Consider the following 15,457-nt stretch of genomic DNA (forward strand, 5'->3'; position numbering starts at 1 on the left):
TGGTAATAGGTAATAGGTAATCGGTATTTGGCAATTGATAATTGGCGACCGGCCACCGGCAATATTTATTATTATGCCAGTCTATCGAAGTCTTGATGTGTGACTGTTGACTCAAAATCAATTGCCAATTACCGATCGCCAATTACCACTTACCAATTTCTAAATATCACCTCGAATTTCTTCGACTATGCCGTCGCGGAGGAGAATTTCTACTTGCATTTTTTGAATCAAGTTTTCTCCGAGTCCGACAGTGAACGTGCCGTCAATTTGACCTTGACTCACTTCTTGTTCGAGGTCTAGCACCTGCACTTGCTGAAGCTGTTGCAGGTTTTGGTTTTTCTGTTCTAGCAGTTCGCTTTTTCTTTGATTCACCTGCACTTGAATGTTTTCTATTTGCTGCTGTACTTGCGGGCCTGGGGGCTGTAGATTTTGCTGTTTGATTTCTGAAACCATCCGCTGCCCTTGCATTTCTAACTGTTGTAGCTGAGAGTCTATTTGGTTGATTTGGGCTTGGAGTTGCTGTTGAGCTTCTTCTTTCCAGCGGGGAGTAACGACGACTTTAACGTTAATCGATCGCTTCAAGAGTAATTGTGGTTCCATAAAGTTGTTGCTTGTCAATTAGGAATTAGGCATTAGTCTTGGGCCATTAGTTGGTAAATATGAACTAATGGCCCAGGACTGAGGACTCGGACTCAGGACTCGGGTGTTGGGATAAATTTTTCTTTTCCATTCCCCAAGTCCTGCGAATATTTCAAAACATCCCGTCAATCATATCGCGGTAGTGTTGCGTCACAACCGGGCGCTTAATTTTCAGGGTCTGGGTCAACATTCCATTTTCGATCGAAAATGGCTCCTGAATCAACCTGAACGGGCCGATGCGATCGTCCGCGCGGTATCCAGGGCGATTTTGCACCTCTCGGTTCAATTCTTTGCGGAATAAATTTTGAATTGTCTTGCTATTCCAGTCAATTTCGTGTAAAGGGGGATTCTGAGTTTCTGCCCATTTCTGCACAGCTTCTGCATTGGGGACAATTAAGGCGCCGACGGATTTCTGGTCTTGACCTACTAGCATAATTTGGTCGATGTAGGGGCTGCGGACGCAGGCGTCTTCTATGGGCTGGGGTTCGATGTTTTCGCCGTTGCTGAGGACGATCGTATCTTTGGCCCGCCCGGTCAAGATTAAGTCGTTCCCCGGTGTCAGCCAGCCCAAATCGCCGGTATCGAACCAGCCTTCGGGGTCGATCGCCTTGGCAGTCGCTTGGGGATTAAGATAGTAGCCCTGCATAATTTGTGGCCCGCGCGCCAATACTAAGCCGCGCTGGCCTGTTGGCAGTTGCTGTCTGGTTTCTGGGTCTACTATTTTAATTTCCGTATGGGCTAGAGGCTGTCCCGCGGAACCTTTAAGATTGTGCCAAGGGCGGCGCACAGTTAAAACCGGCGAAGTTTCGGTTAAACCATATCCCACTAATAAACCGATATTCGCTATTTCAAAGAAATTGTCTATATGCGCGGCCAAAGAACCGCCACCGCTAATCGCCCATTTTAAGCGTCCCCCTGTAGCTTGCCTGACTTTTTGGTAAACCAGTTTTTCGGCGAGGGCGTGTACGGGCGACAACAGAATGCTTTTGGTGCGGGCGATTAGTTTTTCAGTAGCAGAAGCAGGTTTTAAATTGAGAGTTAATCCTTGAAAAATGCGGCGGGCCTCGATATATTGCTGGCTGGAAGATAACAGGAAATTCACCAATTTTTGTTTGTTAGGCGGCTGTTCCCGAAATTGCTTTTGTACGGCCTCATAAATCGATTCCCAGATGCGCGGAACGCTTACCATGTAATGGGGTTTGTAAGTTTTAAAGTCTTGTTTGAAATAGCGAATATTGGTGTAAATTTGCGTGCATGCTTGGGAAAGCAGGAAGTATTCGACGCTGCGTTCGTAGGCGTGCCAACTCGGCAGAATGCTGAGGGCAGATTCGCCGGCTTCGGGCTGGAGAATTGTGCCCAAGGTGGTGAGTTGGTGCAGCAGGTTCCCGTGAGTCAGCATGACACCTTTGGGTTTGCCGGTGGTGCCGCTGGTGTAGAGGAGGGTGGCGAGGGTTTGAGGCTTGTGGTTGGTGGGTTTGAGGGGACGGTTTGCCCCTGTGGTCATGACTTGGGAAAATTTGACTGTGCTTAGGGTTTGGCTGGTTTCCGGTTCTTCGTCGGAGAGGAGGACGATGAGTTGAATGGGTAAATCGGGGAGGCGGTGTTGCAGTTTTTTCAGTAATGCCAGGTTTTCGACTACCAAGGCGGTGCTGCCGCTGTCTTGGATGATGTACAAGAGTTCTTCGGGGTCGGCGGTGGCGCCTCGAACGGCGTTGGCGGCCCCGGCCATCATGATACCTTGGTCGGCTATCAGCCAGCGGGGGCTGTTGTCGGCGAAGAGGGCGACGCGGGGAGGGATGGGTTCTCCTGGATTTGGTTCGATGCCTAGGGCTTGGAGGCCGGCGGCGAATTGCTGGATTTGCTGGTAGAGGTCGGTGTAGGTGAGTTTGATTTCGGGCTGGCTGTGGGGGTCGTGGAGGGCGACGGTTTGACCGAATTGTTGTTTGACGATCGCCCAAATTTCGGGTATCGATTGAATGGAACTGTAATCGATCAGGCGGCTGAGGTTAGCGCGTTCGCGATCGGTCATTTGATAGGATGTGTTGTTCATCAGGATTTTTGCGATTTGTTGTGTGAGATTAAAGAGTTGTTTGTGAATCTATTATTAATTTATATCTGAAGGGGCGCGATCGAACCGGGACAGTTTGCCTACCTGTCTGTACCTGAGAGAGGCTATTTTTTGTTAGTTGTTGTTATCTTTTCATCGATCGGGCTGAGGCAGAAACCGGCTTTTTTGCAAAAATGTTCGATCGCAGCCTTTAATATCGATCAAAAACCCGGTTTCTTTGGTATTTGATGCACAATTATCCATTTAGCAAACAAAGTTAAACAGAAATATATGAATTTACGAAAGTTGATAGTATTTGCTTTGAGTGCGATCGTGGCATCATGTGGAAATGTACTTGGAGCCAAAGTTGCACAGACGCAACCAGAAAATAGTAGACGAACATTTGCTGATTGGTGTCGCCAAAAAGCTGATTTGAGTCCTGAAACCAAATATACCGTTGATGTGCTGTTGAAGGAAGCGGGGACTAATGATTGCGATGCGGCCGATCGGAAACTTTCTAGTCTCACGGAGCTCTACCTCAACCTCAAGGGGATCGGCGATATCAAACCGCTAGCATCCTTGACTAACCTGACACAGCTCGCCCTCGCCTTCAATGAAATCGGCGACATCAAACCGCTAGTATCCTTGACTAACCTGACCAATCTCTACCTCAGCTACAATCAAATCAGCGACATCAAACCGCTAGCATCCTTGACTAACCTGACTTTGCTCCACCTTGATGGCAATAAAATCGGCGACATCAAACCGCTAGTATCCTTGACTAACCTGACTGTCCTCAACCTCACCTTCAATGAAATCAGCGACATCAAACCGCTAGCATCCTTGACTCACCTGACACAGCTCGTCCTCCAAGGAAATCAAATCGGCGACATCAAACCGCTAGCATCCTTGACTCACCTGACTGAACTCGACCTCATCAATAATCAGATCGGCGACATCAAACCGCTAGCATCCTTGACGCACCTGATGGATCTCAGGCTCATCGGAAATCAAATCGGCGACATCAAACCGCTAGCATCTTTGACGAAACTGACTTTGCTGTGGCTCAGTGGCGATCGGATCGGCGAGATCAAACCGCTAGCATCCTTGACTAACCTGACAAAGCTCTGGCTCAAGGGAAATCAGAGCGGCGAGATCAAACCGCTAGTATCCTTGACTAACCTGACTGAACTCAGCCTCGAAGGAAATCAGAGCGGCGATATCAAACCGCTAGCATCATTGACTAACCTGACGAAGCTCATCCTCAGAGGCAATCAGATTGGCGACATCAAACCGCTAGCATCCTTGACTAACCTGACATATCTCGACCTCAGCAATAATCAAATCAGCGATATCAAACCGCTAGCATCCTTGACTAACCTGACATATCTCGACCTCAATGGCAATCCGATCGCTCCCAAAACCTGCCCTCTCAAACCAGAGTCTATCTGTAAGTGGGAACCATAACCCAAACCATAAAACTTGAAAATGATGCCCGATCGCACTTCAATATTTCAGTCGCGATAGCTGTGGTGCCGATCGAGTTCGATCGCCAATTCTATCCTCACATCGGCTTCATTCAGGGGAAGATTGTCGGGAAGGTCGATCGTACTTTGCATGATTTATCTATAATTTAACTCTTGTGGAACAGGCATCCTGCCTGTTCATGAAACTCTTACAATATCTCAGATTTAAGCAACACGGCGTGGTGCATCAACCATCGGCGCAGTGCCAAACAAATGTCTGAGATAACTGCGACTGAGTTCGCGGTTCCAGCGCCGTAAACGCACCATCACTCGCGTGAATGTAAAAGTCAATTCCAACACCAAAGAAAGTTGTTTGAGACTGAGTGAAGTATTAAACACATCGTTACCGTGCGTGCGTTCAATCTGATGGTGTTTCAGCAAAGCAATCAGGTTTTTGGTTGAGCCTTTCAGTTGATTGAAATAACTCTGGGAGAATGCCCAGCGGCTGAAACCCCAAAACTTAGCCAAATGATTGATCTCATCCTGTAAAGGCTGGGAAATTGCCTGTTGCAACGCTCCTGTTGAGTGTACCATCAACCATAAATAAACAGAAGTAGCTCCCCACTCGGTACTCAACCGACTAATCACGTGTTTATAGGTATCTTGCCAAGCGTCACCTGTGGATTGACAACCATTCACAGAGTTGGGTTTAACTTGCAGTTTTTCTGCTGTAAGTTGCTGGTAAATTTTTTTAAATGTCGGGCAATGTTGGCGTTCTTCTTTTTCCCAGACACCTATCTCTAAAATGTTGCCGTTGTCATCAAAAATTCCTCCCATAAACCGCGCCATTTGCGGGTAAATATGCTGTAAGTAGCACCAACTTTCTCTACCGTAGCTGCGGATGGGGGCTTCAATTTCTGCCGCACTTGCCAAAATTTGTAAAAATATTTCTGGCTTGACACCAATAATTTGGTCGCGATTGATTCCTTGCCAATCTATGGGTTCCCAAGGGCGGGGATGCGGGTTGGAAAATTGCTGGGGTAGGTCCGAAAGTCGATCGCTCAAAACTTCCAATGACATATAATGGTCGATGAGGGAGTTAATCCTGGCCCGACTTTGCAAGTAGCGAGGGCTTTGATACTGATTTCCAGCCAAATCAATTGTATACACCTTACCAGTAGCTTTCATTGTTTCTGCCTGTTCCTAACTTTTACAGCTATTGTGCAAAAGGCATTTGGGAAGTCGCAATGAGTAACCTGCAGGCTGGTCAATTACTAGCAGTTGCCTTGATTGAGCCGAACTCAGGTGAAGGGGCATGAAGTAGGGTGAACTAAACAACAGATGATACGGCTAAGATGTGCCGAAGAGTAGCCTTCCTCCCATCAATAGTCTCTACTATTGAAAATACAAAGAATTGCCACTGCCCGTCAGCATGACAATCATATCCCGTTTTTGTAAAGCAGCTTCGACAATTTCCTGCTGCCGCGGGATCAAAGAGTCATAGCCAAAAAAATGTTTGAGAACTTGTTCCAGGGACAGCCGCACAGAAGATGTTGGCGGATTAGACCCTGACATTTGCAGTAGTTGGTTGTTGGATTCTACACTATTCCATGCTTTTGGAGAACAAATACACTGAGTGCGATCGCACAAAATTCGTTAAGCAGAAAAACCGATACTTTTAATCGGGGTGTAGACGGATAGTGATGGGTATCGATAGTGATGGGTTTGGGCCCTCACAGAAGTCACCCCCAAATGGAAAGCCGTTATCAACAGCAGAATTTTCCACTTTACTTTAATTTGTTACATACCGAGATTAGATGGTGAATTCATTGCTTGAATTGCTGCTACAAACTAAGAGCCATCAATATTTCTTTACAATGATCGAGCTCTGCACTTCAGAAGCGATCGTCAAAAATTGATGGTTTTTGAACCCTGAATGTCAATTTCTCTGTATATATACGTATGCCAGGCTCAACATTTGCCTGCCCCAGCTTCACATAATCTTCATAAATCTCCGTATAATTACGGTAACTTTATAAAGATTTGGTAAAGATTGCCCTTAAAGGTAGCCCAAATCACGATTCTGTAAGTTAAACTGAGAGCCAGCCAAAACCACACTTACGTAATCACCACACAATCCTGAAAAAACGCAATTTTATATATCCTAAAGGCGTTGAAGGGATGCCGTAACTAAGGGGTGTTAGTCGGACATATCGACCAACAGTTTTTAAGCCAACTAAATTGCAACTAAACCAATAAAAATTGCTCATAACCGGGTTAGTTGTCATTCAAAAAATTTGTTTCAAATTTTTGACAGGGTGAGTTATGAAAAAAAAATTAGGGGTTAAAAATCACATTTTTCAAACCCCAGAAGCCTTGGAAAATTTCCCGGCTATTCAGAAAATTTTCGAGGAAGTCGGTGCAGAACCGACATTAGTGGCGAAATTAAATACAGCGTGTGAAATTTGCGAGTTTCAGCTCGGAGATGAAATCACTCAATATCAAACATCAGATAGCAACAATTTTCTTGAAAAAGAACAGAGCGATCGCAATTTTTATTTAGTTTGCGAGGGAAGAGTCAGACTGCTAGCGGTAGAAGCGTCTCAACAGCAGGAAATTTCGGCGGTGGTACTGGAAGTCGGAGCAATATTTGGGACAGATAACCGATTTATTGAAAGCGGACTGCCTTACAGGGCAATTGCGGCTGGCACTTGCCAAATCGGTCGAATTGCGGCCACCACAATGCAGCTTATTTTAGAAGAATTCCCGCAACTGCAACAGCACTTGCAGCAAGAATTTCAAGAGCGACAGCGGTTAATATTTTTCAAGACACAAACAGATTTGCGATCGCTCGCTCCCCACCAACAACAGATTCTTTGGCCGCACTTACTTCCTTACACAGAAGAAAGCCGAATTCCGGCCGGAGTTTCCCTAGCTGAGCACTGCCAAAAATCGACAAATCATTTTTGGCTCCGCCGCGGTCAAATTCAAGGTCAAGCACCGCCAAAAATCGGCAGTAACTGGGAAAATTCAGACGTAAAAAGCAACTGGATAGCCGTAACAGACTTGCTAATTTACCAGGTTAGCAGCGAACAGTGGGAAATTGCTAAAGCCACAATTAGTTCCGAAAGCAATTCCCGCCCTAAAATCATCCGCAAACCTCCAATTTTAAGCTTAGTAACGCCGCCCCAAGATGCCAGCTCTACCTCAAAAACCGAGCCATCAAAATTAACCGCAGTTGCTCAGCAAAAACCCGCAGCAGGAATCATCAGCTTTCCCAAACCCAAGCATCGGCGCTGGTTGACCAGCAGACACCCATTCATTCAACAACAGAGCGCAGCAGATTGTGGAGCTACTTGCTTAGCAATGATTAGCGAATATTGGGGTAAAAAATTCAGCCTAAATTACTTGCGCGAATTGGCAGAAATAGGCCGCAGCGGGGCGTCGCTCAAGAGTCTGGCAAAAGCAGCGGAAAGGATGGGATTTCAAACCCGTCCCGTGCGAGCTTCTTTAACTCCGCTGCGAAATCAAAATCCCTGGATTGCTCACTGGCAAGGCAATCACTACGTGGCAGTTTACCGCTTTAAAAATCAACAGGTTTTAGTGGCTGATCCGGCTGCCGGCAAGCGGTGGATGAGCATTCAAACTTTTACCGAAAATTGGACTGGGTACGCCCTAATTTTAGACCCGACAGCGGAACTATACCGCAATCACGGTGCCGAACATCAAGGCATCAAACTTAAAAATTTTGTTGGCATAGTCTGGCCCTACCGCGCTGCGATCGCCCAAATTCTTCTCCTCTCCTTGTTGCTCCAAATATTTGGTTTAGTTACTCCCCTATTTACCCAAGTAATTCTCGACCAAGTGGTTGTCAGCAAAAGCATAGTCACTCTGCACGTTTTTGCGATCGGACTGCTGCTGTTTAGTGTTTGGCGAACGCTGTTGGGTGCAACGAGACAGTATTTGCTGGATTATTTGTCGAACCGGATTGACCTGACTTTAATTAGCGGCTTTATCAGTCACACTCTCAGTTTGCCAATCAAGTTTTTTGAATCTCGTCAGGTGGGCGATATTTTGACGCGGGTTCAGGAAAATCAAAAAATTCAGGCGTTTTTGACTCGCCAAGCTATTACCGCTTGGTTGGATGCTTTGATGGCTGTGGTTTATATCGGACTGATGGTTTACTATAACTGGCGTCTGGCTTTGTTGGTGCTGGCTTTGATTCCACCGATCGTGATTTTGACTTTAGTGGCAACTCCGTTTCTGCGGAAAATTTCGCGGGAGATTTTTACAGAAAGTGCTAAGCAAAATTCATCTTTGGTGGAAATGATTACTGGGGTGGCGACGATTAAGGCAACTGCTGCTGAGCGAGAAATGCGCTGGCGCTGGGAAGACCAATTAACCTGCATGATTAATGCTAAATTTCGCGGGCAGAAGTTGGCGAATTCTTTGCAGGTTATTGGGGGTGGGATTAATACTTTGGGGAGCACGGCTTTGCTGTGGTACGGGGCAATGCTGGTGATTCAAGACGAGTTGACGATCGGTCAATTTGTAGCTTTTAATATGATGATTGGGAGCGTGATTTCTCCTGTGTTGTCTGTAGTGGGACTTTGGGATGAGTTTCAAGAAGTGCTCGTTTCGATCGAGCGTTTGGATGATGTATTCTCTGCCCAACCGGAAGAAAGCCCTTACAAGCCAATGCTGGTGCTGCCTCGCATTCAGGGAAACGTCAAGTTTGATAATGTTTCTTTCCGTTATGCTCAGGACGAGGAACGCAATACGCTGCAAAATATTTCCTTTGAGGTGCAAGCTGGAGAAACTGTGGCAATTGTCGGCCGCAGCGGTTCGGGTAAGAGCACTTTGGTAAAGCTGCTGCAAGGTTTCTATTATCCAGAAAAAGGGCGGCTGACAATTGACGGCCACGATATTCGGCACATTTCTTTGCAGTCGCTGCGAGTTCAGTTGGGTGTTGTTCCTCAAGATTGTTTCTTGTTTTCGGGAACGATTTTGGAAAATATTACGCTGTATAAAAACGGAAATAATGCTGCTTCTGCAAGCTTGGAACAGGCGATAGAAGTGGCGAAACTAGCAGAAGCTCACGCTTTTATTCAAGATATGCCACTAGGTTATCAAACTCCTGTGGGGGAAAGGGGAACGAGTTTGTCTGGGGGCCAGCGGCAGCGAATTGCGATCGCCCGCGCTCTTCTGGGCGATCCCCGGATTTTGGTTTTGGATGAAGCAACTTCTTCGCTGGATACCGAATCTGAGCGCAGGTTTCAGCAAAATCTCGCCCGCATTAGTCGCGATCGCACTGCGTTTATTATCGCTCATCGGTTGTCTACGGTGCGTAATGCCGATCGAATTTTGGTTCTAGACAAAGGCATTTTAGCCGAACAAGGCAACCACGACGAATTGATGGCTGAACGCGGACTTTACTATCACCTGGCTCAGCAACAACTCGATATTTAAGTCATTAGTCATTAGTCATTAGTCATTGGTCATTAGTCATTAGTCATTAGCAACACAAGGCTAAAGATAATTTTCATATCAGGTTCGAGCGATTAACCATAAGATCCCGGTCGGGCGGGTTTTTAAGATTGTCAATTATTGGCAGGTATTGTTGGTGAGGGGAGCCTTACAAAAATCGCGATCGCTCGACCGGACATGATATCACTTACTCCTGACTCCTGACTCCTGACTGATAGCTCCTAACAACTGCCAACAGTCAACAGACTAATTTGGAGGAAATACAATGTTTTCACAAGATGAGAAAGAATTAGGGTGCGCTCCTAACGAAATAGGTGAAGTCTATGGGGGCGTAGCTTCAAGGCAAGAAAACGAAGCCCGAAAAAAAGACCGCTCTTTAGAAGTAGTCGAATCTCAAAATCGCTCATCTCAAACTCATGACGGTATCAATATTGCCAAATTACAGTTACGGCAGCCTGATGCGAATAATTGGTCTACTTCTTTGCACTCGGTACTCGACCAGCCACCAGTATCTTTTCCCCAGCGCTTGATATTAGGAGGAATGGTTTTTTCTGTAGCTTTTGGAGCGTGGGCTACTCTGGGAAAAATTGACGAGGTTGGTCATGCTCAGGGCAAATTAGTTCCCAAAGGCGCTATTTACAAAATTCACCCGACGGAGACGGGAAAAATTATTAACCTCCCTATCAAAGAAGGTCAAAAAATCAAAGCTGGACAATTATTGGCCGAATTAGACCCGGCGAATGCCCAGAGCGAGGTGGAGCGTCTTGAGAAAATTCTGGAGGCTTATCGGATTCAATTGATGCAAGAGATGAGTTCGATCGAGAGAACTCGACTGGAAGTTGAAGCGAGCCAAGCTATTGCTGCTGCAGACCAGCGGGGGGCTGAAGCTGCGATCGCCCGTGCTCGCGCTTCAGCGGCCACCACGCAGTCTCAAATCGAGCAATTGCAAGCAGATGTAGTGTCTCAGCAAGCCCGGCAACAACAGCTCAAACCTCTGGAAAAGAATGTGCAAGACTTGCTCTCGCAACTGAAAACAGATATTAACTCCCAGCAAGGGCGGCGCGATCAGGTGAAACCATTGCAACGCAAGACTCAAGAATTGCTGGGGCAATTGCAAGCAAAAGTGGCTGCTCACAAAGAGCGGATCGCGCGTCTCAAACCTTTGGTAGATGAAGGAGCGCTGTCAAAAGACGTATTGTTTCAAGCAGAGGAAGCTCTGCGAGAAAGTGAAAATGCCGTTATTAGAAGCCAGTTGGGGGAGACTACTCAGGCTGACGATCGCGCCTTTGAAGTCGAGCAAACCGTTCGCGACAGGCAAAGTGCTGCCATCAGGAGTCAACTGTCTGATGCAACTGGGGTTAAGGAAAGGCTGTTTGAAGTCGAGCAAAATTTGCGCGATCAAACAAGCGCCATTTCTAAAGCCCAAGGTGAATTAGCCCAACAACTGGCAGAAGTCGATCGACTGCAAGCCGAAGCCGCCAGCAAACAAGCCGCAGCGCGCCAAACGCAGTTAGAAAAAGAGCAAAAAATTCAGCAGTTGGAAATGCAATTAAATCAAGTCAAATCCAAAATTGCCGAAACCCAAACCCTGCTCGATCAAGCAAAAAATAAGCTCAAACAAAGATTTCTCTACGCACCCGTCAGCGGAGTCATTTCCGCACTCAACATTCACAACACTGGCGAAGTAGTTCAACCGGGTCAAACTATTGCAGAAATGACTCCGAATCAGGCTCCTCTGGTGCTGGAAGTGAATTTGCCGAACCGAGAAGCGGGATTTGTCAAAACCGGAATGCCGGTGCAAGTCAAATTCGATGCTTTTCCCTATCAAAATTACGGCGTGATTCCGGGAAAAGTTTTATCTATTTCGCCGGATGCCAAAACAGACGAGCGATTGGGTGTTGTTTACCGGGTGGAAGTGAGTATCGATCGAGACTCAGTGAAAGCCAAAAATCAAACCTGGAAACTCAAAGCTGGCCAAACAGCTACTGCGGAAATTGTCATCCGCCAGCGCAGCATAGCCGACATTTTGCTTGACCCTCTCAAGCAACTACAAAAAGGCGGCATGAGTTTGTAGAAATTAGTCAGGCAACAGCCAACAGCCAACAGCCAACAGTTAACAGATTTGCACTTTACAAAAAACAGGATAAAATAATGAATTCCCAATTCCACAATTCTGCCAATCATTCCCAAGTTGGAATCAAACCAGAACAATTGGATGAGATAATTTCAGCCATCCTGGCAGGAAAGTATTCTTGGGCTTGTTTTTTACTTTTGCGGTGCACGGGTTACAACCCCCTCGACTATATCCCTTACCGTACTTCCAACCGCTTGCTTAAGGAAAACAGTCAAATCAGCAAGTCGAGTAAATCGGAAACTAAGTCTGCATTGGGCAAAATTGCTGATTTAGATCATCTGGAGGTGGTGAGGGAACAACGAGCCGGAGTTCGAGGGGGTTCTGTAACTCCCGCTTTTAGCGAGTTGTATCCAGATACTGTAGGTGTTGTACCTGAAGTCAATGCTGAAGGGCAAAATATCTTGGCGCCGACGGTTGATGTTCACAATCAAGAATTTTTTGCTCGATTTAAGAGGCAGTGGTTTAATTGGGCGGGCAAGTAAATTAGTCGATCGATCGACAACCCGGTTGCGGGCGTTGGGTGTACCAATTTTTTGGTTGACTCACCGCAGGCGATCGGGTTTTTCAGTATCTAACATCGGCGCTTTCGATAAATCTGCCAAAATGGCAACCTTAGCCAAATTAATTACTTTATACTCAGAAACCCGATTTTAGCTATTGTGGATTTATACTGCTTTGCGATAGATATTAATACAGTTAGCACACTGTTTCGGCAATACCCGCCCTAATCCAGTTGATTGAGTAGCCTACCTTTTTCGTCTTCAGTCCCTGTCAAAATTAATCTGCCAAAATGGCAACACAGGTCTGATTAGCCTAGCTATATTAAATACAGAACAACCAAAGGTTGCTTCTAGCAAACAACTCACAAGCAAAAAGGATAAAAGCCATGATTATTTCCGATCTGAACTACTTGGAAAGTGCTGAAACTTCTGCTGTTGTTGGTGGTATCTTTTTCGGCAACCTCGACTCCGATATTTATGCCGAACTCAATGTTAAGGAACGCTTTGACGTGGACAAGATTTACACGCAATATGTTGACATTAAGGGCAATCTAGCGACAGCTCAATCTGAAGCTTTTGGGAAAAATACCTCCACCCAAATCTTTACTACTGTTGTAGAAGGTAAGTATTCTGCCTCCACTGGATTTTCGGCTGCTAGCTAGCATATAACTCCAATTCATCAAGTCACTTGGCAATTGGAATAAGTAGGTGGGCAGAAACGATTTCAACTATTTGATAGTAGGGCTTCAGAGCTCAAGCCCTACTAATAACTTAATCCAGAGAGTTGAGGTTTTCTTACATAGTGGGGTTGATTCTGACCGCCTTACTTAGATGATTTAAGTAGTTGATTGATTTGCTTTTAGGCTAGTAATTAACTGACCCAATCTTGTTTCAAATGAAGCCGTAGGCAATTACCATCTACAACTTACAAATTTAGGATTTTTCCAATTTTCTAATCAACAAAAACCGGTGTTAAACTCATGACTGACTATAAAGTTGTTGTCAAACGCATAGTCTCACCCGATGGTAAAGTTATTGCTGAGGCGAAAAGCGTAGTCGAAGCATCTGGCGATGATCGAGGTGAAATTAGTCAAAGCGTGTCTGTAAAGGTTTCATCTGCTACTAGCTGCAGCAGTTACGCCAAATCGAGTTCTAGTAGTTCTTCTTCATCTAGTTTTAGCAGCACTTCATCAACATCTAGTTACTGTAATAGATATTCAATTTAATAATGAATTTTGTCTGCTAAAAAGTTTTCGTGATACTGCCATGAAATATTGCTTAATTATCTCTGACTTAAGTTATTTAGAACCCATTAACGAAAGCACAGTTATAGTAGGTGGTGGCAATGTTTACGGTGATACATTCGCCACAACAACAGCAGAGCCTGGATATGCGATCGCTGTTGCAGGTGGATTTGCCAGTGGTAATCAAACTTATACAAATACTCTAACCAACACAACGGTTAAAGACTTGGGTAGTCTTGAGTATAGTAGAGCCAATGCAACAGCCACAGCCTATGCAAGGACTGGAAACCAAAGTGCTTCATCTACAATTCGCAGTACTTCTATTTCATTTTTTGGGCGTTAATAGTCTCACCCGATAGGAAGATGATCAATACTGCAATTTTGATGTTGCACAAGATACTTGTTAGAGATCCTCTCAGGAGGATTAAGAGGCTCTAGTCTTAATCGACAAATATGGGGAGTATAATTGGTGAGGGAAAAGTCATATGCAGATTGAGAAAATTGATAATTTTGAAACATTTAATAAAATCCGAGAAAATTGGGATTCTGTATACGCCGCAGATCATCAGGCTCAGTTCTTCTTGTCCTGGATTTGGTTATCTAGATGGTTGCAGATGGTGCATGAGCCGTGGTTCATATTAGCTGCAAAACCAGATACCAAAGATTCATCCTATGTTGCTTTTTTCCCTCTAAAAACTTTATTAGCCCACCAGGATGTAGCCGGCTTTGAAACGGAAATCTGCATGGCAGGAAATAGCATAGCAGATTACACAGGACTTATGTGCCTGCCTGGTTATGAAGAAGAGGTAATTCCTGCTTTTGCTGCTTACATCCAGCAAAAGTTAGTATGGTCTAGTTTCAATGTAAAAAGTATTCTAGAAACAGATACCCGGATGTCTCTATTGTTGAGGAATTTTTCTGCAGATAGTTTTGAACTCAGTCAACTCCGCATTCAAAGTGTGAATGAAGAAGAACCCGATATTTATCTTGCTCCTTATGTTTCATTACCAGATGACTGGGAGCAATATCTACAAAACTACGTCGGTGTCAATACTCGTCAAAAAATCAGACGCTTTTTAAGGAAAGTTGACAAATCTGATGAGTTTTATATCACCCACATTAACGCAGACAATTTGGAATCTCATATTGAGATACTACTGAAGTTCTGGGAGTCCAGATGGAAAAAGCAAAAAGGGGATACCTTAGAGCTAATCATGGATTACTATCGCCTGATTTTACGTCATTGTTTTGAACATAACTGCCTGTATCTTTCGGTTATGTGGAAAGGAGACAGACCTTTAGGGGCGATCGCCAACTTTGTGGATTTTCAGCAAAAATCCATGCTATTTGTGATTACAGGTCGCGATCAAACCTTTAAAAATCCTCCACCTGGGCTTATCCTCCATGCTGATGCAATTCGATACGCGATTCAAAACGGCTTTAAAGTGTACGACTTTTTAAGGGGCAATGAGGAATATAAGTATTCTTTTGGAGCTAAAGATCGGCAGATTCAGCATATCGTAGTCAAAGACAAGAATGGCCAGAATAAACAAGAGGATGTTAGAGATCTTCTTCCTTTAGCATTTCAGCTCGCTGTTCGCGATCATCGATCGAACCGACTCACCAAAGCTGAACAGGGATACCATCAGATTCTGGAAGCTCAATCAAATCACCCAGAAGCACTCTATGGACTGGGGGTGTTGATGAGGCAAAAAGGCGATTACCAAACGGCAGAAAATTTACTGAAAAAGCTGCTTCAGGTGCAGCCAAATTCTATCAAGGCTTTATTTGGTTTGGGGAATTTATATCAAACTCAAGATCGGTTATCCGACGCGATAGAAGCCTATCATCAAATCCTAGCTCGTAAGGATTCAGGTCTAAATTTGAGGAATTAAAGATGGTTCTTGCAGATCTGGATTAACCATCGCTTTTATAGCTTG

General features: G+C 45.1%; 12 protein-coding genes. 8 read left to right on the forward strand and 4 right to left on the reverse strand.

Features of this window, described 5'->3' with window-relative positions; genetic code table 11:
- Window positions 1–159: 159 nt before the first annotated feature.
- Together QUA34_RS09985 and QUA34_RS09990 are read right to left on the reverse strand one after the other, a co-directional pair.
- Window positions 160–600 carry a YlqD family protein gene (locus QUA34_RS09985; RefSeq protein ID WP_242722909.1) on the reverse strand — a complete coding sequence of 147 codons (441 nt, stop codon included), beginning with the start codon at window positions 598–600 and terminating at the stop codon, window positions 160–162.
- A gap of 151 nt (window positions 601–751) precedes the next feature.
- The gene (locus QUA34_RS09990) at window positions 752–2,689 is read right to left on the reverse strand and encodes a long-chain fatty acid--CoA ligase (RefSeq protein ID WP_333386121.1); all 1,938 of its coding nucleotides are present in this window, start codon (window positions 2,687–2,689) and stop codon (window positions 752–754) included.
- 288 nt (window positions 2,690–2,977) lie between these two features.
- Between QUA34_RS09990 and QUA34_RS09995 the strand changes: the two genes are divergently transcribed.
- Window positions 2,978–4,153: a leucine-rich repeat domain-containing protein gene (locus QUA34_RS09995; RefSeq protein WP_333386124.1), complete on the forward strand. Its 1,176-nt coding sequence runs from the start codon at window positions 2,978–2,980 to the stop codon at window positions 4,151–4,153.
- 224 nt (window positions 4,154–4,377) lie between these two features.
- On the opposite strand, the gene QUA34_RS10000 is transcribed toward QUA34_RS09995, so the two are convergent.
- Window positions 4,378–5,340, reverse strand: coding sequence for a hypothetical protein (locus tag QUA34_RS10000; RefSeq protein ID WP_333386127.1), 963 nt, complete (start codon window positions 5,338–5,340; stop codon window positions 4,378–4,380).
- A 207-nt stretch (window positions 5,341–5,547) separates the two neighbouring features.
- On the reverse strand, window positions 5,548–5,727 hold the full coding sequence (locus QUA34_RS10005) for a hypothetical protein (protein WP_333330345.1): 180 nt from the start codon (window positions 5,725–5,727) through the stop codon (window positions 5,548–5,550).
- Window positions 5,728–6,477: 750 nt separating this feature from the next.
- Here QUA34_RS10005 and QUA34_RS10010 point away from each other — a divergent pair.
- From QUA34_RS10010 to QUA34_RS10040, 7 genes are all read left to right on the forward strand, one after another.
- A complete protein-coding gene (locus QUA34_RS10010) occupies window positions 6,478–9,621 on the forward strand; it encodes a peptidase domain-containing ABC transporter (protein WP_333386130.1) in 3,144 nt (1,047 codons plus the stop codon).
- Window positions 9,622–9,904: 283 nt separating this feature from the next.
- Window positions 9,905–11,713, forward strand: a complete 1,809-nt coding sequence (locus QUA34_RS10015) for an HlyD family efflux transporter periplasmic adaptor subunit (protein ID WP_333386133.1) — start codon at window positions 9,905–9,907, stop codon at window positions 11,711–11,713.
- Window positions 11,714–11,790: 77 nt separating this feature from the next.
- Window positions 11,791–12,255 (forward strand): HetP family heterocyst commitment protein, encoded by a 465-nt coding sequence (locus QUA34_RS10020; protein ID WP_333386136.1) that lies wholly within the window; start codon window positions 11,791–11,793, stop codon window positions 12,253–12,255.
- Window positions 12,256–12,659: 404 nt separating this feature from the next.
- A complete protein-coding gene (locus QUA34_RS10025) occupies window positions 12,660–12,935 on the forward strand; it encodes a hypothetical protein (RefSeq protein ID WP_333082317.1) in 276 nt (91 codons plus the stop codon).
- Between the two features lie 318 nt (window positions 12,936–13,253).
- Window positions 13,254–13,499 carry a hypothetical protein gene (locus QUA34_RS10030; RefSeq protein WP_333330336.1) on the forward strand — a complete coding sequence of 82 codons (246 nt, stop codon included), beginning with the start codon at window positions 13,254–13,256 and terminating at the stop codon, window positions 13,497–13,499.
- Between the two features lie 40 nt (window positions 13,500–13,539).
- Window positions 13,540–13,860, forward strand: a complete 321-nt coding sequence (locus tag QUA34_RS10035; RefSeq protein WP_333330332.1) for a TonB-dependent receptor — start codon at window positions 13,540–13,542, stop codon at window positions 13,858–13,860.
- 142 nt (window positions 13,861–14,002) lie between these two features.
- Window positions 14,003–15,412, forward strand: a complete 1,410-nt coding sequence (locus QUA34_RS10040) for a GNAT family N-acetyltransferase (RefSeq protein ID WP_333386140.1) — start codon at window positions 14,003–14,005, stop codon at window positions 15,410–15,412.
- The last annotated feature ends 45 nt before the right edge of the window (window positions 15,413–15,457 follow it).

It is taken from the genome of Microcoleus sp. POL10_C6, assembly GCF_036701585.1.
Classification (GTDB): Bacteria; Cyanobacteriota; Cyanobacteriia; order Cyanobacteriales; family Microcoleaceae; genus Microcoleus.